Here is a 26435-nt window from a genome sequence, read left to right as displayed (position 1 = left end):
GCGGCCCCGACCCTCGGCATAGTCCGGCGATTGACGCGGCGTCAGTCGGCGGTTTCAAGCACGTCGAGCCGGGTGACGAGGGCCGCGATCTGGGCGGCCTGCATATCGACCTGGCGTTTCAGCTCGGTCTTTTCCGCCTGTTGCGCCGTCAGGTCGCGATGCAGCTGGCCGATATAGAGATGCGCATGCTCGAGCTCGTTGAGGATGCGGCCCATCTTGTCGGTCACGTCCCACGGCTCGCCGTCGCGGGTGGGGCCGACATTTGGCAGGTGGCCGAGGGCGAGGGTGCGGGCCTGGTGATCCTCGATGCTGGGCAGGGGGTAGTCGGCATCGAACACCGCGTCACAGCCTGCCGAGCAGGAGCCGGCGGTGGTCAGCGTGCCGTCGAGCACCATGTCGCCATTGGCGTTCAGCCGCATCTCGGGCCCGTCGCCATCGACGATGTTGTAGCGGAACTCGCCCGTTCCCAGCGGCCCCTGGGTGAAGGTGATGTCGACAGACTGGTTGACGGGCGCGCCGGTGGCGGTGATGCGGAAGAAGCTGAAGGTGTTGTCGTCGCTGATCTCGAGCGGGGCGTCGGGGCTGTCGGTGCCGAGGCCGACATTGCCGTTGTCACCTTCCACAAAGAACGCATTGACGTTGTCTGCGGAGGAATAGCGCAGGTTGAACGTCGAGTTTTGTAAGCGGTTCAAGATCATCCCTGTCGGGGTGAGATCGAAGGAATAATTCGGAACACCGCCATCGCGGATCACGAAAGGGCCGGTCCCGGCGTCGACATCGAGGATGACAAAATCCGCGAGGGCATCAATCAGCATTTCATAGGCCTGCGACATCCCCGAGCGATTGATCCGGATCCCCGCATCCGCGCTCGTTTCAAGGTGCAGCGGCGCCTGCGGCAGGGAGGTGCCCAGCCCGATATCGCCTTCCGAGGCCACATAGAGGCTGTTGCTGAGCGCGCTGGCTTCGATTGTGAACGGGGCCGACCCGTTGGTGGCATCCACGATCGAAAAGCCGTTGAGGCCGCCGTTGCCGCCCTCGTTGGCGCGCAGCGTCCAGTCGGTGGTGGCAAACCCCGAAGCGGTCGAGGTGTCGACGAATTCGATCGAGGTTTCGAAGTTTTTCAGCCGCAGGCGGGAGAGGTCGAGCCTGCTCCCAAAGCTTTCGTTGTTGGCGCAATCGAACCCGACACAGAGGTTGTTGATGATGGTGGGGTTGGTGCTGCTCAGCACCTCGGCGGAGGACGGGGCGGGCAGAAGTGCTGTAAGGGCCAGCAGGGCGGTGGCGGACAGCCGGAGCGGAAGGGGCGAAAGGCGGAGCATGGCATTTCCTTGAAATGAGAGATGAGAATTCTGCAGAAAGATTACCTCCTGGCAGCGCCTGTCAAGAAAATAGCGGCGTTGACCTACCCATGGTTGAACTGCCGCCCCCTAGCGCCGCGCGGCGATATCCCGGACCAGCGCCCGCAGTTCGGCGGTCTCGGCCTCTTGCGCCGCGATGCGCTGGTGCAGCTGTTCGATATAGATATGCGCATGCTCCAGCTCGTTGAGCATGGCGCCCATCTTCTCCGATACGTTCATCGGCGCGCCGGGCAGGGTGGGGCCGACCGCCGGCAGGTGGCCGTTCTCCCACATCAGGGCGGCATGGTCGGTGACGGACAGACGGGGGAAACCGGCATCGAATACCGCGTCGCAGCCCGTGTCGCAGGTAGGCCCGCCGGTGGTGAGCGTGCCATCGAGCACCATGTCGCCGTTGGCGTTCAGCCGCATCTCGGGCCCGTCGCCATCGACGATGTTGTAGCGCATCTCACCAGTGCCCAGCGGGCCCTCGGTGAAGGTGATGTCGACAGACTGGTTCACCGAAGCATTCTCGGCGGTGATGCGGAAGTAGCTGAACGTCTCGTTGTCGCTGACCTCGAGCGGGGCGTCGGGGCTGTTGGTGCCGATGCCCACGTTCCCGTCGGAGCCGATTGCGAAGGACGAGCTGGGCGCGCCTGCATTTATCCGCAAGGGCAGGGTTCCGGCCCCGATATCGTAGACATAGAAGCCGCCCTGGTTGCCGCGCAGATCCCAACTGTAGGGCGTGCCCGTTGTCCCCTCCAGCCGAAGGCTCGCGGTGCCATCGGTATCGAGCACGTGCAGGTTGGCCAGCGGCAGGGAGGTTCCCATCCCCACGTCGCCGTCCGAGGAGACGTAGAGCGAATACCAAGGAGCGCCCGCGTCGAGCCGCATGATCGTCTGGAAGGTATCGGCGTCCCTGAGGGCGAAATAATCTCCGGTGCCGGATGACGCATTCGCTTCGAGCACCCAGTCATTTGTGGGAAAGCCGGGGGATGTGGAGATATCCTCGAAAAACAGCCGGACACTGTTGCCCTTGAGTTTCAAGGTGCTTGCAAAGAGTTCGCCCGTGCCACAGCTGGGGCCGATGCAGACGCCGCCCGAGATGCTGTGATTTCCCGACAGCAGGGTCTGGGCAGGGGCGGTGGCGGGCAGGAGGCTGGCGATGGCGAGCGCGGGAAGAAGGCGGTGCATGGGCAATTCCTTTCATCAACATGACGGAAGAATTTGCCCGCCAGCCTAGCAAATGGCCGCGATTTCTCAAAACGGGATACGGGGCGGCGCGCCGGCCGGCGGGGTCAGTCTGCCCGCCGGCTCGTTTCGAGCGCTGCCAGCCGGGCGGTCAGCGCGGCCAGCGCGGCCCGGGTCTCGGACAGCGCGGCGCCGGTTTCGGCCAGCTCGGCGCGTTGCGTGGCAAGCTCCTGCTGCTGGCGCGTGATCTCTTCCTGCTGGCCGGCGATGAAGAGATGCGCGTGCTCGAGCTCGTTGAGGATGCGGCCCATCTTGTCGGTCACGTCCCACGGCTCGCCGGGCCGAGTGGGGCCCACGTTGGGCAGGTGGCCGAGGGCGAGCGTTTGCGCGTGGTGATCCTCGATCGAGGGCAGGGGGTAGTCGGCCTCGAACACCGCGTCGCAGCCCACCGAGCAGGAACCCGCGGTCGTGAGCGTCCCTTCGATCTCGATGTCGCCATCGGCGTTGAGCTTCATCTCGGGCCCGTCGCCGTCGACGATGTTGTAGCGCAGCTCGCCCGTGCCGAGGGGGCCGCCGGTGAAGGTGATGTCGACCGACTGGTTGATCGCGGCCCCCGAGGCGGAGAGGCGGAAGAAATTGAAGGTCTCGTCGCTCCAGAGCTCGAGCGGTGCGGCCGGAACGCTGGTGCCGAGGCCGATATAGCCGTCGTCAGCCACCCAGAGGGAATTGTTCGGCGACGTCGCCTGGATGACGAAGGGCACGGTGTCGGCCGTGCGATCCCGGATCCAAAAGCCGAAATCGTTTGCGTTGAATGTGTAGGAATATGGTGCCGTGGTCTCTTCCAGCCGGAACGTGACAGAGCCTTCGTCGGCGATGTGGAGCGTGTTCTGGGGAAGCGTGGTGCCAAGCCCGACCCTGCCAGCCGCGTTCATGTGGAAGGCGGTGCTCGGCGCGCCGGCCATGATGGTGAAGGGGGTGGTGCCGGCGGTCGAGTCTTCCAGCCTGAAATAGGATTGGGCACCGACGCCTGAGGGATCGTTGAACAGGAACCGCCAGTCATTGGCGGGGGCGAGTGCCGACGTGTCGTTGAACTCGAGCCGGATCAGCGGGTCCTTGAAGATCGCGGTGCTGAAGCCGAACTCGTCATCGGTGGCGCAGTCGGGGCCGACGCACTGGTTGCCGATGACGATGTGGTCGTCGAAGACGGTCTCGTCGGCAGGGGCGGCGGTGGCGAGGGGCAGGGCGAGAAGGGCTGCGGGCAAAAGGGAACGGGTCACGTCAATCTCCAATGACTCAAATAAGGGGCGCGGCGAGGCCCGCGCCTGCCGGGATGTTACAACGGTCCGGTGATCCGGCAAGCCTGTTGGGCGTGTCAGCGCGCCTCGACAGCCTCGAGACGGGCGGCGAGGTCGGCGATCAAGGCGTCGCGGACGCGGGCCTCGTCGTGCAGTTGTTCGATGTAGATATGCGCATGCTCCAGCTCGTTGAGCATGGCGCCCATCTTCTCCGATACGTTCATCGGCGCGCCGGGCAGGGTGGGGCCGACCGCCGGCAGGTGGCCGTTCTCCCACATCAGGGCGGCATGGTCGGTGACGGACAGACGGGAGAAACCGGCATCGAATACCGCGTCGCAGCCCGTGTCGCAGGTGGGGCCGCCGGTGGTGAGCGCGCCGTCGAGCACCATGTCGCCATTGGCGTTCAGCCGCATCTCGGGCCCGTCGCCATCGACGATGTTGTAGCGGAACTCGCCCGTCCCGAGGGGGCCGCCGGTGAAGGTGACGTCGGCCGACTGGTTGATGGCGGCCTGCGCGGCGGTGATCCGAAAATAGCTGAACGTGTCGTCGTTGCTGACCTCGAGCGGGGCATTGGGCGCAGAGGTGCCCAGCCCCACGTTGCCGTCGGCGGCGATGTAGAGCGACTGGTCCGGCGCGCCCGACAGGACGATGACGGGCATGGTGCCCCCGGTGACATCGGAGACGACGAAGCCCGAACTGCTGCCGATCACATCCCAGCTGTGCGGCGTGCCGAAGGTTTCTTCCAGCCGGATGAAGGCCTGTCCGAGGATCTTGTTGGTGATGTGAAGATCGGCCTGCGGCATGGAGGTGCCGAGGCCGACATAGCCGCGATGGTCGACGTAGAGCGAGTTGTCCGGCGCGTCGCCGAGAACCCAGAACGGGCGGGTTCCGGCGGTGAGGTCGCTGAGAATGAAGGCATCGCGCCCGTTCTGCGTGGTCTCGTTGGCCATCAGTTGCCAGTCATGGGTCGGGAACACGGTGCTGGTGGTGGTGTCGTCGAACTGGATGGCGGTGTTGATATACTTGACCTTCAGCCCGTGAGTGCCGGCGATATGCGCCTCGCCGTCGGCACAGTCGCCCCCGACGCAAAGCAAGTTGCTTCGTACGATGACGTCGTCGATGAACAGGTCGTCTGCCGATGCGGCGGCGGGCGGGAGGGCTAGGGCGATGGCGTAAAGGACGTGTCTCATGGGAGGGGCTCCGGAACGACGAAAAGCCCGGTGAACCGGGCGGGCAATATGCCGGAGGATAGCGCCACCCCACAATTCGGGGAAGCGCGTTGGCTGTCGGCTCGTCAGTCGGCGCGTTCCAGCGCGTCAAGCCGGGCGGCGAGCGCGGCGATCTGCGCCTCCATCGCCTGTTTCTCGGCTTTCTGGGCGCCCAGTTCCTGGTGCAATTGACCGATATAGAGATGGGCGTGCTCGAGCTCGTTGAGCACGCGGCCCAGCTTGTCGGTCATGTCCCACGGCGCGCCGTGGCGGGTGGGGCCGACATTGGGCAGGTGGCCGAGCGCGAGGGTCTCGGCGAGGTGATCCTCGATCGAAGGCAGCGGATAATCCGCGTCGAATACCGCGTCGCAACCGACCGAACAGGAGCCCGCGGTCGTCAGCGTGCCGCCGATCTGCATGTCGCCATCGGCGTTCAGCTTCATCTCGGGGCCGTCGCCGTCGACGATGTTGTAGCGTAGCTCGCCCGTGCCGAGCGGGCCGCCGGTAAAGGTGATGTCGACCGACTGGTTGATCGCCGCCTGCTCGGCGGTGATGCGGAAGAAGCTGAAGGTTGCATCGTCGCTGACTTCGAGCGGCGCATTGGGGAGTGGTGTGCCGATGCCGACATTGCCGTTGCTGGCCACGTCGAGCGATGAGTTCGGCGCGCCGGGGCGTACGTTGAAGGGCAACGTGCCCGCCGTCGCGTCATACAGGTAGAACCCCACGTGGTTGCCCCGCAGATCCCAGGCGTAATTCGTGCCTTGGGTATTTTCCAGCCGGAGACGCGCCTCGCCAATTGAGGTGTCGACAATGTGCAGGTTCGCCTGCGGCAGCATCGTGCCCACACCCAACGTGCCGTCCTCGGTCACGTAAAGGGAATTCGCAGGCGCGCCCGCGTCGAGGCGCAGGATCTGGTTATCGGTTTGGACATCGACGATGGCGAAATACTCCGCCCCGCCGTTGAATTCGTCGTTGGCCTGGAGGCGCCAGTCATTGGTGGGGAAGCTGGTGGACAACGAAGTATCCTGGAAAACAAGACGCGCGTTTATATCTTTCAGCTTCATCGTGTCATAGGCGGCAAATGCCTCGTTGTTGGTGCAGGCAGCCCCGGTGCAGAGCCGGCCGACGATGCTGTGATCGCCCGACAGGGCGGTCTGGGCATGGGCGATGGCGGGAAGAAGGCTGGCGGCGGCCAGCACGGGCAGGAAACGGGTCATCGGAAATTCCTTTGAAGAATATGCCTGAAAGATCCGGCGCAGCTTACGTCAGGGGAGTGATTCCGCAAAAGCCTTTCTGACTGCCTTTCGCGCGCCTGCAATACCGGGGCGTGGCGCGCCCCGGCAGGTGACTTGCGCAGGCGCGGTCAGTCGGCGCGCTGACCCGTTTCGATCGCCTCCATCCGAGCCAGAAGCGCCTCGATCCGGGCGTCCTGGGCCGCGATCCGGTCGTTCTGGGCCGCTTTTTCCGCCTCGAGCGTTTCGATGCGGCTGTTCTGCCGGTCGATGAACACATGCGCATGTTCCAGCGCGTTCAGGATGCCGCCCAGCTTCTCGCTCACGTTGACCGGCGTTTCCGGCGCGGTCGGGCCGACATGGGGCAGGTAGCCATCGGCCCACATCCGCGCGGCATAGTCCGCTTCCGGGATGATCCGCTCTTCGGTGAAGACCGCGTCGCAGCCGCCCGTGCAGCTGGGCCCGCCGGTGGTCAGCGTGCCCAGGATCTGCATGTCGCCATCGGCGTTCAGCTTCATCTCGGGGCCGTCGCCGTCGACGATGTTGTAGCGCAGCTCGCCCGTGCCGAGCGGCCCGCCGGTGAAGGTGATGTCGACCGACTGGTTGATCGCGGCCTGCGCCGCGGTGATGCGGAAGAAGCTGAAGGTGGCGTCGTCACTGACCTCCAGCGGTGCTGCGGCCTCGGAGGTGCCGATGCCGATATTGCCGCTCTCGGCGATGGTCAGGGCGTTGGTCGGGGCGCCGGTGACAATGCTGAACGGGATGGTCCAGGTCTCGACATCGCGGATACGCAGGGTCCCCGGGGACGCTGCGATGTTCCACTCCGATGTGGGCGGGCTCGTTCGCTCAAGCCGCAACGTCGGGAACGTCTGGGAGGCCACGTGCAGCGATGCCTGCGGCATGGAGGTTCCCAGGCCGATATCCCCGTCATCCGCCATGTAGAATGCGTTCTCGGGGGCGCCGCCCTCGATGGTGAAGGGGATCGTGCTGGCGTCGATATCCTCGACCGAGAAGCGGGAGATACCGCCGGTCGCCGTGGAGATGTCGTCGTTGACCAGCAGCCGCCAGTCGCGGTCGGGGAAGCCGGTGCCGTCGGAGGCGTCTTCGAAGCCGATGCCGACGGTATAGCCGTTGAGCTTCAGCGCCTCGACAGGCGGAAAGCTTGTCGACCCATCGCAGAACGGACCGATACAGGCACGGCCATCTATGGCATGATCGCCCGCCAGAACGGTGGATTGTGCGAGGGTCAGGGTTGCCGGACAGGCGGCCACGACCGCGCCGGCCAGGGCGTGAAGGAATGCGCGCTTCATCGATTTTATCCTTTGACGTTAAGAAATGACATAAGCCCGCGCGGTAAATTGCGCGGCACCGGGTTCAACACCGGTCACGGTAACGGGGAAACCCCGGAATGCCAGACTTTTTCAACCGTTGCAGGAAAATGCCCGGTCGGCGTCAGTCATCCGCCTCTATCGCATCGAGCCGGGCCGAAAGCGCGGCGATCTGGGCGGCCTGGGCGCTGTTCTGGGCGTGCAACTGACCGATATAGAGGTGGGCGTGCTCGAGCTCGTTGAGCACGCGGCCCATCTTGTCGGTCATGTCCCAGGGCTCGCCTTGGCGGGTGGGGCCGACATTGGGCAGGTGGCCGAGCGCGAGGGTCTCGGCCAGGTGGTCCTCGATCGAGGGCAGGGGGTAGTCGGCCTCGAACACCGCGTCGCAACCGACCGAACAGGAGCCCGCGGTCGTCAGCGTGCCGTCGATCTGCATGTCGCCATCGGCGTTGAGCTTCATCTCGGGGCCGTCGCCATCGACGACGTTGTAGCGCAGCTCGCCGGTGCCGAGGGGGCCGCCGGTGAAGGTGATGTCGACGGACTCGTTGATCGCGGCCTGCGCGGCGGTGATGCGGAAATAGTTGTAGGTGTCGTCGCGGCTCAGCTCGAGCGGGGCGGAGGGGGACAGCGTTCCGAACCCGACATTGCCTGTTCCGGCGATACTGAGGGCATAGGCCGGGGCCCCGTCCTCGATCTGGAAGATGGCATCATTGTAGTTGCTCGCGTCGTTGATCCGAAAGCCGCGATCGTCGGCCTCGAGTTCGAAGATCTGCGCGACCGGGCCGGCGGTGTTGTCCTGTTCGAGGCGAATGGTGGGCCTGTAGCTGCTGACGATGTGCAGATCGTTGAAGGGCAGCGTGGTGCCCAGCCCGATCCGGCCGAAGCGGTCGATGAAAAGGGCGTTGTCGGGGGCGTCGCCGACGATGGTGAAGGGGATGGTGCCGGCGTCCACATCCTCGACCGAGAAGCGATTGAGCCCGCCGGTGGAGAGGCTGCCGCCGTCATTGACGCGCAGACGCCAGTCGCGGCCGGGGTGGGTGGAGCCCGAGGTATCCTCGAAGCGGAGCGACACCAGCGTGCCTTTGATCTTTTGCGCGTCGATCTGGTCGAAGGTCTCGGCGCCGTGGCAGGACGAGCCGACGCAAAGTTTGCCATCGACGCTGTGATCCCCCGACAGGACGGTCTGTGCGGTCGTCAGCGTGGCGGAACCCAGGGTCAGCACTGTTCCGGTCGCAACTGTCAGGAGAGCATGTTTCATCGATGGGGTCCTTCTTAATCAATCAATAACTGTACCCCGCGCCACAATTGCGCGGAATGCGGGCCTTTCTAGGCCCAAAAGGCTAACGAAAAAAGTCGGGTTTACCAGACTTTGCGGCGAGAAAATTTCCTGAGGTGCCGGTTTGCGTCAGTCACCCGTCTCGAGCGCATCGAGACGGGCGGTCAGGGCGGCGATCCGCGCCTCGAAGCGCGCTTCCCGGGCGGCGTTCTCGCGGTGCAGCTCTTCGATATAGATATGCGCGTGTTCCAGTTCGTTCAGAACGGCGCCCATCTTTTCCGAGACGTTCATGGGCTGGCCCGGCAGGGTCGGGCCGACCGCCGGAAGATAGCCCTTGTCCCACATCAGCGCGGCATGCTCGGTGACGGAGAGGCGCTCGAATTCGGCGTCGAACACCGCGTCGCAGCCGCTGGCGCAGGTGGGGCCGCCGGTAGTGAGCGTGCCGCCGATCTCGATGTCGCCATTGGCGTTCAGCTTCATCTCGGGCCCGTCGCCATCGACGATGTTGTAGCGCAGCTCGCCGGTGCCGAGGGGGCCGCCGGTGAAGGTGACGTCGACCGACTTGTTGATCGCGGCCTGCTCGGCGGTGATGCGGAAGTAACTGAACGTCTCGTTGCTGCTGACTTCGAGCGGGGCGTCGGGGCCGTCGGTGCCTATGCCCACGCGGCCGGTGCCGGCATTGGCAAAGATCAGCGGTCTGTAGGCTTGGCCCCGGACTTCAAAATTGAAGTCCTCGGATGCATTGTTGAAGACGGTGCGGGTGGACCCGAAGAGCAGCGCCCCCGACGGTGTCCCCGGCGAGATCCCGATAGGCGCCGTGGTGTTTGTGGCGTCCAGGATGGCGAATTTCCCGTTTGGGTCGATATACGTTTCCCAGGCCTGCTGACCGGCGCTTGTGTTGGACCGGTTGATCCGGATGCCGGAGCTCGCGGTCGTCTCGACATGCAGTCGCGCTTGCGGGACCGAGGTGCCGAGGCCGATCTCACCGTCGCTGTCGACAAACAGGCTGTTGTCCGGTGCGAAGCCGAGGATCTTGAACGGTGTCGTGCCGTCGGTCACATCGCGGAGGAAGAAGGAATCCTCGTTCGTGGCGTTGGCCTGAAGCCGCCAGTCATGGGTCGAGGAACCCTCGGTATCCTCGAACAGGATACCGATGGCCGAGCCCTTGATCTTGAGGTCGTCAAACGCATCAAACGTCTCGGAGCCGGTGCAGGCGTTGCCGACGCAGAGAAAGCCGTCGATGCTGTAATTGCCCGACAGCACGGTCTGGGCGAGGGCGGGGAGAGGCACCGCAAGGCATGTGGACAGGGTCAGGGCATGAGAAAGACGGGGCACGGCAATTCCTTTGGCGATAGAGGATCAAAGCTCTGATGGAGCTTACCCGCCGCCCGGATTGTCACAAGTAAAACATTGGCCTGTTCCGGTTTCCGATCACTTTATTCGCCTGGCCGCCCATCTTTGGCGCCGCGGTCGCACGGCCCGGGCGCCCCGGGCCGCATGAGCTGACAGCGCAGGGCATTCCCCGGTCAGATTTGGCGGATCAGTGCTCTGTCAGCGCCTGCAAGGCCGCCTCCAGCCGTGCGATGCGGGCATTGGCGGCCGCCTGCTCGGCGTGCAGCTCCTCGATATAGATATGTGCATGCTCGAGCTCGTTGAGCACGGCGCCCATCTTCTCGGAGACGTTCATGGGTTGGCCGGGCAGGGTGGGGCCCACGGCGGGAAGGTGGCCGTTTTCCCACATCAGCGCGGCATGCTCGGTGACCGACAGGCGGTCGAATTCGGCATCGAAGACCGCGTCGCAGCCGCTGGCGCAGGTCGGGCCGCCGGTCGTCAGCGTGCCGTCGATCTCCATGTCGCCTTCGGCGTTGAGCTTCATCTCGGGACCGTCGTCATCGACGATGTTGTAGCGCAGCTCGCCGGTGCCGAGCGGCCCGCCGGTGAAGGTGATGTCGACGGACTGGTTGATCAGGGCCTGCGCGGCGGTGATGCGGAAATAGTTGTAGGTTTCGTCCCGGCTCACCTCGAACGGGGCGCTGGCATACTGTGTTCCGACCCCGACATTGCCGGTGATCTGACTGACCGTCAGCGAATGGCTGGGCGCTGACTTGCCGATAACGAAAATGTCCTTGAAGTCGGTGCTGTCGCGGACAGTGAAGGTGTTCCCGTTGGAATACAGGTCCCACGTGCGTGACTGCGTCCCCGTCGATTCCAGCTTCACCTGGCTGTAGCCCTGGTTCACGATGTGAAGGGGCCCGACGGGCAAGCTCGTGCCAAGGCCGACATTGCCGAAGTTGCTGACGAAAAACGAGTTGGTCGGGGCGTCGCCGACGATGGTGAACGGAATGGTGCCGGCATCGACATCCTCGATCGAGAAGCGGTCGAGCCCGCCATCGGCGAAGCTGCCGCCATCATTGACGCGCAGGCGCCAGTCGCGGTTGGGGTGTGTGGCGCCGGAGGTGTCTTCGAAGCGGAGCGACACCAGCGAGCCTTTGATCTTCTGCGCGTCGATCTGGTCGAAGGTCTCGGCGCCGTCGCAGGGGGTGCCCACGCATAGCTTGCCATCGACGCTGTGATCCCCCGACAGGACGGTTTGTGCGGTCGTCAGCGTCGCGGAGCCAAGGGCGAGAGCCGTTCCGGTCGCAACTGTCAGGAGAGCATGTTTCATTGATTGGGTCCCTTTTTTAATCAAGCAATAACGTCAAGGCCACGCCGGAATTGCGCGGAACAAGGTTTTTCTAATCTCGAAAGACTAACGAAAAAAGTCGGGTTTTCCAGACCTTCCGGGGAAAATCTCCCCGGAAGGACCGGCTTGCGTCACTCGGCCACCTCGAGCGCGTCGAGACGGGCGGTCAGGGCGGCGATCTGGGCCTGCATTTCCGACTTTTCGGCCTTCTGCGCGCCAAGCTCGGCGTGCAGCTCCTCGATATAGATATGCGCATGCTCCAGCTCGTTGAGCATGGCGCCCATCTTCTCGGTGACGTTGAACGCTTCGCCCGGCAGGGTAGGGCCGACCGCCGGAAGGTGGCCCTTGTCCCACATCAGCGCCGCGTGATCGGTGACCGAGAGACGCTCGAATTCCGCGTCGAACACCGCATCGCAGCCGCCCGCGCAGGTCGGACCGCCGGTGGTGAGCGTGCCGTCGATCTCCATGTCGCCATTGGCGTTGAGCTTCATTTCCGGCCCGTCGCCATCGACGATGTTGTAGCGGAACTCACCCGTGCCCAAGGGCCCGCCGGTGAAGGTCATGTCGGCCGACTGGTTGATCGCGGCCTGCTCGGCAGTGATGCGGAAGTAGCTGAACGTGTCGTCGTTGCTGACCTCGAGCGGGGCGTCGGGGCTGGCGGTGCCGATGCCCACAAAGCCGGTGCTGGCAAGCCACAACGTGTCGTTGGGGGTGTTGGCCTCAAGGGCGAAGGGCGTGGTGTTGGCGGTCACGTCGGCGATCCAGAAACTGGCCTCGCTCGCGTTGGCCTGCCAGGTGCGGGACGTGCCGGAGGTGGCCTCCATCCGCAGGGCGGCGGAGCTGGCGCCGATAACGTGCAGGTCGGCCTGTGGCAGGGAGGTGCCAAAGCCGATATTGCCCGTGTGGTCGAGCCAGAGGGCGTTGGCGGGCGCGTCGCCGACAATGACGAAGGGCGCTGTGGCGGTGCCGGTTGACCAGTCGGCGCCCCAATCCTGGATCTGGAAGGTTTCCTGCGAGGCACTGCCGGTGGCCGCGATGCGCCAGTCACGGTCGGCGAAGCTGCTGCTACTGGTATCCTCGAAAAGGATTGCCGCTTCGGACCATTTGAGTTTGAGGGGCGGGTTGCCGAGGCCGTTGGCTTCGCTGGTGGTGCAGTTGTTCCCGAGACACATGCTGCCGCTGAACGAGGAATACGCGGCATCGAAGAAATTCGGTCCGAACCCGTTCTGGGTGATGTCGCCGGAGAGGACCAGGTCGTCTCCGATGACGTCTTGTGCCCAGGCGGGGGCGGCGGCGAGGGCGATGGCAAGGGGAAAGGCGGTACGGATAATGAAGGACATTCGGGGCAACCTTATTAACTATGGGGAAGCCGGGCGAGGTCGCCCGTTGGCTATGTGATATACGTTAAGTGGCTCGCGATGCTCCGTCCATGGAGGAAAACCGGAAGGTCCGCCTGCCCGGACGGGGCTTAGCTGCCCTGTTCAAGCTGGTCCAGCCGGGCCATCAGCCGGGCGGTAAGCGCCTGCTGCTGGGCAAGGGCCGCACCCTGCGCGACCAGCTGTTCGGCCTGACGGGCAAGTTGGTCTTCCTGTGCTGCGGCCCGTCGGTGGAGGGTTTCGATATAGATATGCGCATGCTCGAGTTCGTTCAGGATGCCGGCCACCTTCTCCGACACGTTCATCGGTGCCCCCGGCAGGGTGGGGCCGACCGCCGGAAGGTGGCCGTTCTCCCACATGAGCGCGGCATGGTCGGAGACCGAGAGGCGCTCGAACCCGGCGTCGAACACCGCGTCGCAGCCGCTGTCGCAGGCGGGGCCGCCGGTGGTCAGCGCGCCCTCGATCCGCATGTCGCCATCGGCGTTCAGCCGCATCTCGGGTCCGTCGGTATCGACGATGTTGTAGCGCAGTTCTCCGGTGCCGAGCGGGCCCTCGGTGAATACGAAATCCACCGACTCGTTGAACGTCGCGCCGGCGGCGGTGATGCGGAAGAAGTTGAAGCTGTCCTCGCGCCGCAGTTCCAGCGGCGCGGCGGGGTCATCCGTTCCGAGCCCGAGATAGCCGGCGCTGTCGAGCCAGATCGCCCAGGGGGGCGCATCGCTGGCGATGAAGAACGGCAGCTTGTTGTTGCTGGTCACATCCCGGATGCCGAACCCTGTCTGATCGGCCAGGATGTCCCATGAATGGGCTGGGGCCTGTGTACGCTCCAGCCTTATGCCGGGGTAGTTGCCCGACGCCACGATGTGCAGATCCTGCTGGGGCAGCGATGTGCCGAGGCCCACCAGCCCATGGCCGTCGACCCAGAGCGCGTTGTCCGGCGCACCGCCGAACAGGGTGAAGGGCGTGGTGGCCGCGGTCAGGTCGAGGATCGAGAACATGCTGAGATAGCTGCTGCTGTCCTCGTTGGCGCGGATCTGCCATTCGTGCTGATTGACGGCCGAGGCGTCGTTGAAATGGATGCGCGGCGACTGGGTGCTGAGCCGCAGCAGCCCCTCGGGAAAGCTGGTGCCGGCCTGGCAGTAATTACCGGCGCACAGGCCGCCGCCGACGATGACATTCTCGTTGAAGACCTGTTCGGCCGTGACAGGAAAGGCCGCGACGACAAGTGCGGCGCAGAGCGGAAAAACCTTCATACTGAAATCCTTTGTTCAAGCGCTGCACGCGGGCAACGTCATTGGTTAATAAAGGATTTTTGTAAGCCAGGGCCCGCCTTGCGTCAACGGACCTCCAGCTTTTCGAGCCGGGCCGCGAGGGCCGCGAGCTGTTCGGAAAGCGCGATATTGACCGCCTCCTGTGCCTGGCGCTGCTCTTCCTGGAAGGCCAGCCGGGCGTGCAGCTCTTCGATGTAGATATGCGCGTGCTCAAGCTCGTTCAGGATCCCGCCCATCTTCTCCGACACGTTGATCGGCGCGCCCGGCAGCGTCGCACCCACGGCGGGCAGGTGGCCGTTCTCCCACATCAGCGTGGCGTGATCGGAGACGGAGAGGCGCTCGAATTCCGCGTCGAAGACGGCGTCGCAGCCGCCTGCGGGGGTCGGGCCGCCGGTGGTCAGCGTGCCATCGAGCACCATGTCGCCATCGGCATTGAGCCGCATTTCCGGCCCGTCGCCATCGACGATGTTGTAGCGGAACTCGCCGGTGCCCAGGGGCCCGCCGGTGAAGGTCATGTCGGCCGACTGGTTGACCGCGGCCTGCGCGGCGGTGATGCGGAAGTAGCTGAACGTGTCGTTGTTGCTGACCTCGAGGGGCGCGCCGGGGCTTTCGGTGCCGATGCCCACAAAGCCGCTGCTGGCGATCTCGAGCGAAGAGCTGGGCGCACCGGGACGGACCTGGAAGGGCAGCCTGTTGGCCGTCACATCGAACAGGTAGAACCCGGCGTCATTGCCCCGCAGGTCCCAGCTGTACGGTGTTCCCGTGGTGTCCTCCAATCGGATGCCAGCCTCGGCAAAAGTGCCCGCGTCGACGATATGCAGGTTCATCTGCGGCAGGGATGTCTGCAGGCCGATGGCCCCTGACTCGGCGAGAAAGAAGGCGTTGGTGGGCGCGCCTCCCCTGACCAGAAAGGGGACCGTGAAGGCAGAGTTGTCCTGGATGGCGAAATACTCGGTGCCGCCACTGGGGATGGAGGTATTCGGTTCGTTCAACTCGATCGCCCAGTTCGTATTCGGAAAGTTTGCGTCCGAACGGTCGACGAAATCTATCCGTGTTCGGAAATCGCGGATCTCGAGCGACGCGGTGAAGCCGTCGGCGACGAAATCGGGCGTGGGGTTGTCTGTGCATTCTCCGCCGATGCAAAGACGGTTGCGGATGGTGGCGTCGCTCGATGCCTCGAGCACCTGCGACGCGGCCGGCTGGGCCAGCAGCGTGGCAAGCAGGGGCAGGGCGGACAGGCGGCTTGGCGCGGTCAGCGCGGGAAACAGGCGGGTCATGGGCAATTCCTTGGGTCGTGACGATTGGATAAAATCCCGACAAGCCTAGCGTTCTGGCGTCGATTTATCAAAGTGAATAAGCGGCGCCGCCCTGCGAGGCGCGGCCCCGTTTGCCCCCGGCCTGTCCGGCCTCAATCCGCGCCGCGGCCCGTTTCCAGCGCCATCAGCCGCGCTTCGAGTTGGGCCATCCGGTCGTCCTGTGCCGCCTTTTCCGCCTCGAGCGTCGCGATGCGCTCGTTCTGGCGCTCGATGAACACGTGGGCGTGCTCCAGCGCGTTCAGCATCCCGCCCATCTTCTCGCTGACGTTGATCGGCGCCTCCGGGGCGGTCGGGCCGACGAAAGGCAGGTGACCGTCGGCCCACATCCGGGCGGCGTAATCGTCTTCGGGGATGATCCGGCGCTCGGTGAAGACCGCGTCGCAGCCGCCCGCGCAGGTCGGCCCGCCGGTGGTGAGCGTGCCGCGGATCACCAGGTCGCCATCGGCATTGAGCCGCATCTCGGGCCCGTCGCCGTCGACGATGTTGTAGCGCAGCTCGCCCGTGTTCAGAGGGCCTTGCGTGAAGACGACATCGACAGACTGGTTGACCGGCGCGCCCCGGGCGGTGATGCGGAAGAAGCTGAAACTGTCCGCGTCGCTGACTTCGAGCGGCGCATCGGGCGTATCGGTGCCAAGGCCGACCTGGCCCTCGCTGTTGATGTGGAAGGCCCGCGCCGGCGCCCCGCTGCGAATTTCGAAGGGGATGGCAGAGTTCTGCGGGTCCAACAGGTAGAAGCCTTCGACATTGCCCGCCAGCTTCCATTTCCAGGACGACTCCTCGAAGGTGATGCTCGGATCGAGACTGTCGAAGATGTGCAGCTCGTCAGTCGGTATCGTCGTGCCCAGGCCGACATGGCCGCTGCTGGCGACATGGAGGGAGGCGTTCAATGCGCCCGCGTCGAGGCGGAGGATCGTGTTGCCGGTTTCGTCATCGACGATCGAGAAATGGCCGGCGCCACCGTTCAACGAGTCGTTCACCCTGATCTGCCAGTCATTGGTGGGAAAGCTAGAGGTTGAAGAAGTATCCTCGAATTTCAGCCATGTGTTGTTCTGCTTGATCTTCAGGGCGAAGTCCTCGAAGTCCTCGCTGCTGCTACAACCTTCGCCAACGCAGAGAGCGCCATCGACGCTGTGATCGCCGGACAGGAGGGTCTGGGCATGGGTGGCGGCGGGAAAGACGCTGGCGATGGCGAGCAGGCGGAGGGCGGAATGAAGGCGGAGCATTGGCAATTCCCTTTGGATAATTGAAAAAATTCCGGGCGAAGGTACGCGTATGACCGCGTCGGCTCAAACGAAATTGGCGCGCCGGGCCCCCTTTTTGACCGGCTCCGCCGCCCGTGTGCCGGTTCAGTCCGCCCACGCGCCCGTTTCGATGGCGGTGAGCCGCGCCTCGAGCCGGGCCAGCCGCGCGGCCTGTGCGGATTTCTCCGCCTCGAGCCGGGCGAACCGCGCATCCTGCGCCGCCCTCTCTGCCTCGAGCGTTTCGATGCGCCGGTTCTGCCGGTCGATGAACACATGCGCATGTTCCAGCGCGTTCAACATCCCGCCCAGTTTTTCGCTGACGTTGATCGGCGCCTCGGGCGGGGTCGGGCCGACATGGGGCAGGTGGCCGTCGGCCCACATCCGGGCGGCGTAGTCGCGTTCCGGGATGATCTGAGCTTTGGTGAAGACCGCGTCGCAGCCGCCTGAGCAGGTAGGCCCGCCGGTGGTCAGGGTACCGTCGAGCACCATGTCGCCATCGGCGTTGAGGCGCATCTCGGGCCCGTCGCCGTCGACGATGTTGTAGCGCAGCTCGCCCGTGCCCAACGGGCCTTGGGTGAAGGTGATGTCGACCGACTGGTTGATCGCGGCACTCGCGGCGGTGATGCGGAAGAAGCTGAAGGTTTCGTCATCCAGCACCTCGAGCGGTGCTCCGGGGGTCAAGGTGCCGATGCCGACATTGCCCGTGTCATCGACGACCAGCGTGTTGTCGGGCGCCGCCCGATTGATCCGGAAGGGCGTGGTGCCGGCGGTGATGTCGCTGACATAGAAGGCGGTCTGCCCGCGCATCGTCCAGGTTTGCGGCTGAAACAGCCCGTTGCCCGTCTGTTCGAACCGAAGGCCGGGGCCGATGGCACTGACCATGTGCATCCTTTCCTGCGGCAGCATGGTGCCGATGCCGATGCGGCCGGTGGCCGAGATATAGGCGGCGCTGGTCGGGGCATCGCCGTGGACGACGAAAGGGTCGGTGTGATGGGTCAGATTGCGCAGAATGAACCGGTTTTGCCCGCCCGGAAGGTTGTCGTTGGGGACCAGCGCCCAGTCGTCGCTGGCATTGTTTCCGCCGGGGTCCGAGGTGTCCTCGAACCGCAATCGTATGTTGTTGGCCGACAGTACGATCTCGTCATGTGTGGTCACGAAGTCGGCGGGGTCGCCGCAATCCCGACCGACGCAGAGACTGTTTTCGATCGTCGGGTCGCTGGTGCTGAGAACCTCGGCCGCAGCGGCGTATGGAAGGGCGAGGAAAGCCAGCAGCGCAAGGGGGATACGGGAATAGGTCATCGATCAAACTCCTTCAATCAGGGTCGTGGCCCCTCAATGGGCCGCCAGCTCGGCCACCATCGCCTCGAGCCGGGCGATGCGCGCGCCCATCCGGGCCGTCTCCTCGGCCCGCGTCCGGTCGCGTGCCTCCAGCTGGGCGATATAGAGATGCGCGTGTTCCAGTTCGTTGAGCATGCGACCCATCTTGTCGGTCACGTCCCACGGCTCGCCATCGCGGGTCGGGCCCACGTTGGGCAGGTGGCCGAGGGCCATTGTGCGGGCGTGGTGCTCCTCGATCGAGGGCAGGTCGTAATCGGCCTCGAACACCGCGTCGCACCCGACCGAACAGGAGCCCGCGGTGGTCAGCGTGCCGTCGATCCGGATATCGCCATCGGCGTTCAGACGCATTTCCGGCCCGTCGCCATCGACGATGTTGTAACGCAGCTCACCGGTGCCCAGCGGCCCTTCGGTAAAGACGATATCGACCGAGTCGTTGATCGTTGCCCCGGCGGCGGTGAGCCGGAGGAAGGTGAACGGCTCTCGCCGGAAAAGCTCCAGCGGGGCCTGCGGGCTGTTGGTGCCAAACCCGACGTTGCCGGAATTCAGCACCCGGAACGCGTAGGAGGGCGACCCCTTTTCGATGGCGACGGGGATGGTTCCGGCCAGCGCGTCCTGGATGACGAAGGCGGCGCTGTTGGCCTCGATATCCCAGCGCGACGCCGTGCCCACCGCTTCCTCCATCCGGATCACGGCGGTACCGCCGTTCGAGACGATGTGCAGGTCCTGCTGAGGCAGGCCCGTGCCGATGCCGATCTTGCCGCTGCCCGCGATCCGGAACGAGTCGGTAGGGGCGAAGCCGTCGATCCGGAAGGGGACGGTCATGAGGGTCCTATCCTGCACGGCGAAGTAATCCTCGCCGAACTGGGTGGTGTCGTTGAACAGCAGCGACCAGTCGTGGCCCGAATAATCGGCATTGGTGGTCCGGTCATCGACATGGATGCGGATGTTGTATGCCTTGAGCCGAAGCGTGTCGTCTCCGAAAGTCTCGGCGGCGCATTGGCTTCCGACACAGAGATTGCCTTGCACATTGTGGTCGCCGGGCAGGACCGTCTGCGCGCGAAGGGCCGGGGCCGTCAGCATCAGGATGAGGGCGGCGGCGTGGTGGGCTTTCATGTGTCTTCTCCCTTCTGGCTGTGAACCGGCCGCGGGGAGGGCGCGAGGCGGACTCCTTATGGTTGGCCGGTCTGGTCGATACGGTCGAGCCGGGCGGTGAGCGCCGCCAGGGCGGCGCGGGTCTCGTCAAGCTCGGCGCGCTGGGCGGCAAGTTCCTCCTGCTGGCGGGTGATCCGTTGCTGCTGGCCGGCGATGAAGAGATGCGCGTGCTCCAGCTCGTTGAGCATCCGCCCCATCTTGTCGGTCACGTCCCACGGCTCGCCATCCCGGGTCGGGCCCACGTTGGGCAGGTGGCCCAAGGCCAGCGTCCGGGCGTGGTGATCCTCGATGCTGGGCAGGTCGTAAGCGTCCTCGAACACCGCGTCGCAACCGACCGAACAGGAGCCCGCGGTTGTCAGCGTGCCGCCGATCTCGATGTCGCCATCGGCGTTGAGCTTCATCTCGGGCCCGTCGCCGTCGACGATATTGTAGCGCAGCTCGCCGGTGCCGAGCGGGCCGCCGGTAAAGGTGACGTCGACCGACTGGTTGATCGCGGCCTGGGTGGCGGAGATGCGGAAATAGCTGAACGTGTCGTCGTTGCTGACCTCGAGCGGGGCCCCGGGCGTGAAGGTGCCGATCCCGACATTGCCGGTGTCCTCGAGCCACAGCGTATTGTTCGGCGCGCCGGCCTCGATCGCCATCGGGACCGTGTCGGAGGTGTGGTCCCTGATCCAGAAGGCGGTGCTGGAGGCGTTGAAGTCCCACGCGCGCGTGGTGCCGCTGGTATCCTCGAGCCTGAGGGTGACGAGGTTCCCGCCGGCCACGTGGATGTCGGCCCTCGGAATAACGGTGCCGAGCCCGATACGGCCGGTTTCTCCGATGAAGAAGGCAGAGTCCGGGGCATTTTCCTCTATCCGGAAAGGATAGCTCAGGTTCGTCTCGTTCTTGATGGTGAAGCCGTTGGCGAGGCCAGACATCGGATTGTCGACGCTGACGGTCCACGTGCTGTCGCCGGTGGTCGTGTCGAAAAACTGGATCTCGGGGATCGTGCCCTTGATCCGGAGGTCGGTGGTGCCGAAACTCTCGCCATCGACGCAGAGGCTGCCCCCGGTGCAGATATTCCCGGTGACGATCAGGTCGGTGGGTACGACCTCGTCGGAATGCGCCGTGGCCGGCAGGGCCAGAGCAAGAAGGCCGATTGCTGTCAGTCGTCTCTTCATGAAATCAATATCCTTGGTTGAAATGGGCCCATGCCGGCGGGAGCGCGTGGAAGTCAGTTGCCCTCCAGCGCGTCGAGCCGGGCGCTGAGGGCGGCGATCTGGTCGGCCTGCGCGGCGTTCAGCGCCCGTTCGGCGGCGACTTCGGCCGAGAGGGCGGCGTTTTCGCCATGCAACTCTTCGATGTAGATATGGGCGTGCTCCAGCTCGTTGAGCATCGCGCCCATCTTCTCGGAGACGTTCATGGGCTGGCCCTGCAGGGTGGGTCCCACGGCCGGCAGGTGGCCGTTCTCCCACATCAGCGCGGCGTGATCCGTCACCGAATGGCGCTCGAACGCGGCATTGAACACCGCGTCGCGGCCGCTGGCGCAAGTGGGCCCGCCCGTGATGAGCGTGCCGCCGATCTCCATGTCGCCATTGGCGTTGAGCTTCATCTCCGGCCCGTCACCGTCGACGATGTTGTAGCGCAGTTCGCCCGTGCCGAGCGGGCCGCCGGTGAAGGTGACGTCGACCGAGCGGTTCACCGCGGCCTGCCGCGCCGTGAGGCGGAAGTAGCTGAAGGTCGAGTTGTTGACGACTTCGAGCGGCGCGCCGGGCGCGTGGGTGCCAAGCCCCACATTGCCGTTCGCCGCGACATGGATCGAGGCATCCGGGGCGCCGCTTCTGATCTGGAACGGGATCGCGGGCGATTGCGGCTCGAACAGCACGAACGCGTCCTGCGTCCCTGTCACAAACCACTGCCAGGCGTTGTCCTCCATAAGGATGCCCGCGCCGTCGCTGTCGTAGATATGCAGGTTGACGAGGGGCAGACCCGTGCCGATCCCGATATTGCCCGTGGCGTCGACCCGCAGGGCGTTCTCGGGCGCACCGGCATCGACGCGGAACGGCGTGAGGCCGGCGGTTTCGTCATGGACCGCGAAAAACGACTGGCCTCCCTGGCCGGACTCGTTGAAACGCAGCACCCAGTCATTGGACGCAAAGCCGATCAAGTCCGAGGTGTCATAGGCACGTATGCTGAGCATGTCCTGCTTGAGGTGCAGTGGTCCGGTAGGGAGGCTCTCGTTATCCGTACATCGGCCCCCGACGCAGAGGTCGCCGGCGATCGAGTGATCGCCGTTGAGAAGGGTCTGGGTCAGCGCGGGGGTGGGCAGCAGGCCGGCCATCAGGATTGCGGGAAGGATGCGGGCCATGGGGAACTCCGTAAAATGAAAATGTTTGGACTATTCGAAGAGAGCGTAACCAATACCGGTAACATGGCAAGGCTTTACTCGCCTTTCACGCGTGTAGCGGTCGTGCCTTCGGGCCATGTGTGCCTGTGCCTCGGGTCTTTCTCCGTTTGCTGAATGCCGGGCGCGTCAGCGCGCCTCGACCGCCTCGAGCCGGGCCAAGAGATCGGCGATGATCGCATCGCGGGCGCGGGCCTCGTCATGAAGCTGTTCGATGTAGATATGGGCATGTTCCAGCTCGTTGAGCATGGCGCCCATCTTCTCCGATACGTTCATCGGTGCATTGGGCAGGGTGGGGCCCACCGCCGGAAGATGGCCCTTCTCCCACATCAGGGCGGCATGGTCAGAGACCGAGAGCCGCTCGAACCCGGCATTGAACACCGCGTCGCAGCCGCCCGCGCAGGTGGGCCCGCCGGTGGTCAGCGTACCGTCGAGCACCATGTCGCCATCGGCGTTCAGGCGCATCTCGGGCCCGTCACTGTCGACGATGTTGTAGCGCAGCTCGCCCGTGCCCAGCGGGCCCTCGGTGAAGACGAAATCGACCGATTGGTTGGTTGCGGCCCCGTCGGCGGTGATGCGGAAGAAGTTGAACGTGTCCTCGCCGAACACCTCGAGCGGGGCGTCGGGGTCATTCGTGCCAAGACCGACAAACCCGCTTTCCCGAACCACGAAGGAAAAGGTCGGCGCCGCCGCGTCGAGTATCAGCGGTGCGGTTTCGGCCACCTCGTCGCGGATGAAGAACCTGCTACCGTTGGCCTGAACATCCCAGACACCGGGCGAGCCGAGCGTATCTTCCAGACGCAGGGCCGGGGCAATGGCACTGATATGCAGGCTTTCTTCCGGCATCTGTGTGTTGAGCCCGATCCGTCCGTTGTCGTCGATCACGAGGGCATTGGTCTGCGCCCCGCCGAGGATCTTGAACGGCACCGTGCTCGCCGTCGCATCGCGGATGTTGAAGCTGTCCTCGAAGGCGGCGTTGGCGAGAATGTCCCAGTCATTGGTGCTCGAGCCGCCCGTATCCTCGAGTTTCAGCCCGATCGAGGCGCCCTTGATCTTGATCGGCGTCGCGCCCGAGAAGGTCTCGGTCTCGAGGCAGGCCGGCCCGGTGCAGAGATTGCCCTGGATGACAACGTTTTCCTTGAACAGATCGTCCGCCTCGGCGGTGCCGGCCAGGGCGATCAGGCCGACCGCGCTGCGCAATACATGGTGTTTCATGGGGATGCCCCTTTGAAAATGAAATCGACGTCAATGAAAGTTTTCTTCTGCCGCGAGGCTAGCCGGGTCTGATTCAAAGCGCAATTTCGCGTTTCGGGGGGGCGGTGCAGCTCATGCAGCCGGCGTTGGGAAAATGGCCTTGCACCAGGCCCGGGCCCCGGTCCAGATAGACCGCATGGAAACCTGCCTGACCCTGAGTGCGGCCGAACAGGCCGCGGCGATCGCCCGCGGCCGACTGACGGCCGAAACGCTGATGGAAGCCACGCTCGACCGGATCGGCGCGGTGAACGGGGCGGTGAATGCCATCGTGTCGCTGCGCGCGAGCGAGGAGCTGCTGGCCGAGGCCCGCGCCGCCGATTGCGCCACGCCGGCCGGCCCGCTTCACGGCCTGCCCATCGCCATCAAGGACCTCGCCAACGTGCGGGGCCTGCCCACCAGCATGGGCTCGCCCGCCTTCGCGGGGCAGGTGGCCGAGGCCGACGACCCCCACGTGGCCCGGCTGCGCGCCGCCGGCGCGATCTTCATCGGCAAGACCAATACGCCGGAATTCGGGCTGGGCAGCCACACCTACAACCCGGTGCATGGCACCACCCGCAACCCCTATGCGCTCGACCGCACCTGTGGCGGCTCGTCGGGCGGGGCGGCGGTGGCGCTGGCGGCGGGCATGCTGACGCTGGCCGACGGCTCCGACATGATGGGCAGCCTGCGCAACCCGGCGGGCTGGAACAACGTCTACGGCATGCGCCCCAGCTGGGGCCGCGTGCCCTCGGGCGGCGGCGGCGAGCTCTACCTGCACCGGCTGTCGACGCTGGGGCCGATGGCGCGTTGCCCGGCCGACCTGGCGCTGCAGCTCGACGTCATGTCGGGGGCCGAGCGGATGCAGCCCATGACCCGCGATGCCGCGCCCTGCGGCACGCCCGAGCCCCGGGCCCGGGGCCGGCGCATCGCCTGGCTGCGCGACTGGGGCGGCGCCTGGCCGATGGAAGAGGGCATCCTCGCCCTTTGCGAAAGCGCGCTGGGCGTGCTGGATGCCGCCGGGGCCGGGGTGGATGCCACGGCCGCACCCTTCGACCGCGATGCGCTCTGGCAAAGCTGGATCACCCTGCGCTCGTGGAGCAACGCCGCCGATCTTGGCCCGCTCCTCGACGACCCGGCGACCGCCGGGCAACTGAAGCCCGCCGCCCTGTGGGAGATCGAGCAGGGCCGGGCGCTTTCGGCGCTCGACGTGCACCGGGCCAGCCTGATCCGCTCCGACTGGTACCGCGAGGCGATGACGCTCTTCGAAACCCATGACGTGCTGGCGCTTCCCACCGCCCAGGCCTGGCCTTTCCCGGCCGATATCGACTGGCCGAAAGAGATCGCCGGCACGCAGATGGATACCTATCACCGCTGGATGGAGGTCACGATCCCCGCCAGCCTTCTGGGCCTGCCTGTCGTGGCCATCCCGGCCGGGTTCGGCGCGGCGGGGCTGCCCATGGGCGTGCAGCTGATCGGCGCGCCCGGCACCGATGCCATGCTGCTCGAGATGGCCGAGGCCTATCACCGGGCGACCGACTGGCCCCGGGCGCGCCCGCCGCTGCTAAGCTGAGCGCAACTTACATCTTTGCCCCCGCCGCCCGCTTGGCTAACCTGAGCCGGGACGAGGGAGGACGGTCATGCAGGAAAAACCGCTCGGGGTGCCGCCGATGGGCGCGGCGCGCTTCGACATGCTGGGCACGGCCCTGCGCCGGGGCTGGGGCGACATGCGCCGCGCGCCGGGCTATGCCGTCATATTCGCAGGCGTCTACGTGGCGATCGGCTGGATCATGGCCTGGGTCACATGGATCACCGGGCAAAGCTACTGGCTCATCTTCGCGGCCGTGGGCTTTCCCCTGATCGGGCCCTTCGCGGCGGTGGGGCTCTACGAGGTCAGCCACCGGCTGAGCGCGGGCGAACCGCTGGATCCGTCCGAGATCTTCGGGGTCATCGCCCACCAGAGGCGGCGGCAACTGCCGTCGATCTGCGCGGTGATCATCATCATGTTCCTGTTCTGGTTCTTCCTCGCCCACATGATCTTTGCGCTCTTCCTCGGGTTCTCGACCATGACAAACGTCTCGACCTCGCTCGAGATCTACTTCACCGGCGAGGGGCTTTCGATGCTGGGCTTCGGCACGGTGGTGGGGGCGGCCTTCGCGCTGCTCCTCTACATGATCACGGTGATTTCCCTGCCGCTGCTGCTGGACCGCGAGGTGGATTTCGTCACCGCCATGATCACCTCGTTCCAGAGCGTGCTGCGCGCGCCCGGGCCGATGCTGGCCTGGGCGGTGATCGTGGCGGGGCTGACCTTCGTGGCGATGATCCCGGGGTTCCTGGGGCTGTTTTTCGTGCTGCCGCTGCTGGGGCACGGGACGTGGCATTTGTACCGTCAGATGGTGGAGGCGGGCGAGATTGGCTGAGACCGTCGGGCATGGCGGGGTGCGGTCCCACTTTATCGAAAGCGAGAGCATGACGGGCTTTACCGGAGACTATCGCAGACGGCTCGACGCTCATGGGCGGCTCTGCCTTCCGCGGGCCTTTCGGGCGATCCTGGCGGCGCAGGACCCGGAGGCCGACAAAGGCGTCGCGGGCGTTTTCGTATACGGCGGAGACGATCCGTTCCTGCCATGTTTCACCATGGCCGCGATGGAGGCGATCGACAGCAAAATCACGGCGCTTCCAAGGTCCTCGTACGCGCGTCGGATCCTCTCCCGACGGTACCGATGCCAAACCCATCTCGTCACGCTCGACAGCCGGGGCAGGCTTGCCGTGCCCGCGCGGCTGAGGGAACGAAAGGCGCTTGTTGCTGGCGGGGACGTGGTGTTGACGGGGAACGGCGACAGTTTCCGGCTTTGGCCCGCGGGGGCCTGCGAGGGCTAGGGAGGGGGCCGGCACGGGCCGCCGGTGCCCACGGGCCGCATCTCGGGAAAAGCCGCAATTGGGGGATTTTTTCGTTGACATCCAAGGTGTTGGCGGCGTTTTCTGATCATCCGATACAATCAGAAGATGAAATGCAAAGGTACATTATGCGTAAGTTGCTGTTCTCCGCCCGGGCCGTCGGTCTGGGGCTTTGTCTTGCCATGGGCCTCTCCGGCGTCGCGCCCTCTGTGGCGCAGACGAATGACTTCTCGGTGCCGATGCCGAAAGAGCCTTACACGATCGAGATCCCGTTCAAGCCCTATGGCAGCATGCTCTACGCGATCACGATCCGCGAGGTGCAGGGCAAGGTGGCGGTCTGTGGCATGTGGACGAAGGGCAAGCGCTGGCAGGCCTATGTCAAGAAGGCACACCTGCCGATGCGGGTGCGCGGGGTCACCAAGGTGCTGCTGGGTGACACCTACCTGCTGACCGGCGTGGGCTTCTTCAACGAGGTCTCGGAAGAGGAATTCGCCGTCGGCACCCGGGCCAACTGCCAGATGACCGGCGTGACGTGGCAGCGCGGCTATTCCCATGACCATATCCGCCTGAGAATCCCGCGGCTGCGCGTGGTGGCATAGGCCGGGCGGTGCCGGGGGCCGGCCCCCTTTCCGCCGTTGGGCGCCGGGTGCCGGTACGCGAAAACGCCCCCCAATTTTACGGAG

Annotated in this window: 22 protein-coding genes; 4 read left to right on the top strand and 18 right to left on the bottom strand. The window is 65.2% G+C overall.

Features of this window, described 5'->3' with window-relative positions:
- Positions 1–41 precede the first annotated feature (41 nt).
- The 18 genes from RIdsm_RS15730 to RIdsm_RS15645 all read right to left on the bottom strand — a co-directional run bounded on the left by RIdsm_RS15730 (position 42) and on the right by RIdsm_RS15645 (position 22839).
- A complete protein-coding gene (locus RIdsm_RS15730; RefSeq protein WP_057815744.1) occupies positions 42–1319 on the bottom strand; it encodes a hypothetical protein in 1278 nt (425 codons plus the stop codon).
- A gap of 108 nt (positions 1320–1427) precedes the next feature.
- On the bottom strand, positions 1428–2528 hold the full coding sequence (locus RIdsm_RS15725) for a hypothetical protein (RefSeq protein ID WP_057815745.1): 1101 nt from the start codon (positions 2526–2528) through the stop codon (positions 1428–1430).
- A 104-nt stretch (positions 2529–2632) separates the two neighbouring features.
- On the bottom strand, positions 2633–3802 hold the full coding sequence (locus RIdsm_RS15720) for a hypothetical protein (protein ID WP_143100316.1): 1170 nt from the start codon (positions 3800–3802) through the stop codon (positions 2633–2635).
- A gap of 95 nt (positions 3803–3897) precedes the next feature.
- The gene (locus tag RIdsm_RS15715) at positions 3898–5010 is read right to left on the bottom strand and encodes a hypothetical protein (RefSeq protein WP_057815748.1); all 1113 of its coding nucleotides are present in this window, start codon (positions 5008–5010) and stop codon (positions 3898–3900) included.
- Between the two features lie 104 nt (positions 5011–5114).
- Positions 5115–6245, bottom strand: coding sequence for a hypothetical protein (locus RIdsm_RS15710; RefSeq protein ID WP_057815749.1), 1131 nt, complete (start codon positions 6243–6245; stop codon positions 5115–5117).
- Between the two features lie 146 nt (positions 6246–6391).
- Positions 6392–7570, bottom strand: coding sequence for an ABC transporter C-terminal domain-containing protein (locus tag RIdsm_RS15705; RefSeq protein ID WP_057815751.1), 1179 nt, complete (start codon positions 7568–7570; stop codon positions 6392–6394).
- A 142-nt stretch (positions 7571–7712) separates the two neighbouring features.
- Positions 7713–8846, bottom strand: a complete 1134-nt coding sequence (locus RIdsm_RS15700; RefSeq protein WP_143100317.1) for a hypothetical protein — start codon at positions 8844–8846, stop codon at positions 7713–7715.
- Between the two features lie 147 nt (positions 8847–8993).
- Entirely contained in the window at positions 8994–10199 is a 1206-nt protein-coding gene (locus tag RIdsm_RS15695; RefSeq protein WP_057815754.1) for a hypothetical protein, read from the bottom strand.
- Between the two features lie 205 nt (positions 10200–10404).
- Positions 10405–11529 carry a hypothetical protein gene (locus RIdsm_RS15690; protein WP_057815756.1) on the bottom strand — a complete coding sequence of 375 codons (1125 nt, stop codon included), beginning with the start codon at positions 11527–11529 and terminating at the stop codon, positions 10405–10407.
- Between the two features lie 149 nt (positions 11530–11678).
- On the bottom strand, positions 11679–12887 hold the full coding sequence (locus RIdsm_RS15685; protein WP_057815757.1) for a hypothetical protein: 1209 nt from the start codon (positions 12885–12887) through the stop codon (positions 11679–11681).
- Between the two features lie 128 nt (positions 12888–13015).
- Positions 13016–14176, bottom strand: coding sequence for a hypothetical protein (locus RIdsm_RS15680; protein ID WP_057815759.1), 1161 nt, complete (start codon positions 14174–14176; stop codon positions 13016–13018).
- Between the two features lie 83 nt (positions 14177–14259).
- Positions 14260–15471, bottom strand: a complete 1212-nt coding sequence (locus tag RIdsm_RS15675) for a hypothetical protein (RefSeq protein WP_057815761.1) — start codon at positions 15469–15471, stop codon at positions 14260–14262.
- Positions 15472–15602: 131 nt separating this feature from the next.
- Complete coding sequence (locus tag RIdsm_RS15670; RefSeq protein ID WP_057815763.1) at positions 15603–16733, bottom strand: hypothetical protein; 1131 nt, start codon at positions 16731–16733, stop codon at positions 15603–15605.
- Positions 16734–16856: 123 nt separating this feature from the next.
- A complete protein-coding gene (locus RIdsm_RS15665; protein ID WP_057815765.1) occupies positions 16857–18050 on the bottom strand; it encodes a hypothetical protein in 1194 nt (397 codons plus the stop codon).
- A gap of 33 nt (positions 18051–18083) precedes the next feature.
- A complete protein-coding gene (locus tag RIdsm_RS15660) occupies positions 18084–19202 on the bottom strand; it encodes a hypothetical protein (RefSeq protein WP_057815767.1) in 1119 nt (372 codons plus the stop codon).
- Between the two features lie 56 nt (positions 19203–19258).
- Complete coding sequence (locus tag RIdsm_RS15655; protein WP_057815769.1) at positions 19259–20401, bottom strand: hypothetical protein; 1143 nt, start codon at positions 20399–20401, stop codon at positions 19259–19261.
- Positions 20402–20454: 53 nt separating this feature from the next.
- Positions 20455–21588, bottom strand: coding sequence for a hypothetical protein (locus tag RIdsm_RS15650; protein ID WP_057815771.1), 1134 nt, complete (start codon positions 21586–21588; stop codon positions 20455–20457).
- 165 nt (positions 21589–21753) lie between these two features.
- Positions 21754–22839 (bottom strand): hypothetical protein, encoded by a 1086-nt coding sequence (locus RIdsm_RS15645; protein WP_057815773.1) that lies wholly within the window; start codon positions 22837–22839, stop codon positions 21754–21756.
- A gap of 175 nt (positions 22840–23014) precedes the next feature.
- Here RIdsm_RS15645 and RIdsm_RS15640 point away from each other — a divergent pair, with 175 nt between their 5' ends.
- The 4 genes from RIdsm_RS15640 to RIdsm_RS15625 all read left to right on the top strand — a co-directional run bounded on the left by RIdsm_RS15640 (position 23015) and on the right by RIdsm_RS15625 (position 26351).
- Complete coding sequence (locus RIdsm_RS15640) at positions 23015–24427, top strand: amidase (RefSeq protein WP_057816189.1); 1413 nt, start codon at positions 23015–23017, stop codon at positions 24425–24427.
- A gap of 67 nt (positions 24428–24494) precedes the next feature.
- Complete coding sequence (locus tag RIdsm_RS15635) at positions 24495–25274, top strand: DUF2189 domain-containing protein (protein ID WP_057815775.1); 780 nt, start codon at positions 24495–24497, stop codon at positions 25272–25274.
- Positions 25267–25734, top strand: coding sequence for a division/cell wall cluster transcriptional repressor MraZ (locus RIdsm_RS15630; RefSeq protein ID WP_057815777.1), 468 nt, complete (start codon positions 25267–25269; stop codon positions 25732–25734). The genes RIdsm_RS15635 and RIdsm_RS15630 overlap by 8 nt, the downstream gene beginning before the upstream one ends.
- Before the next feature lie 146 nt (positions 25735–25880).
- On the top strand, positions 25881–26351 hold the full coding sequence (locus tag RIdsm_RS15625) for a hypothetical protein (protein ID WP_057815779.1): 471 nt from the start codon (positions 25881–25883) through the stop codon (positions 26349–26351).
- The last annotated feature ends 84 nt before the right edge of the window (positions 26352–26435 follow it).

The sequence above is a fragment of the Roseovarius indicus genome (assembly GCF_008728195.1).
In the GTDB taxonomy this organism is placed as follows: domain Bacteria; phylum Pseudomonadota; class Alphaproteobacteria; order Rhodobacterales; family Rhodobacteraceae; genus Roseovarius; species Roseovarius indicus.
The sequence above is the reverse complement of the archived record's forward strand: the minus strand, read 5'-3'. Positions and strand labels throughout refer to the sequence as shown.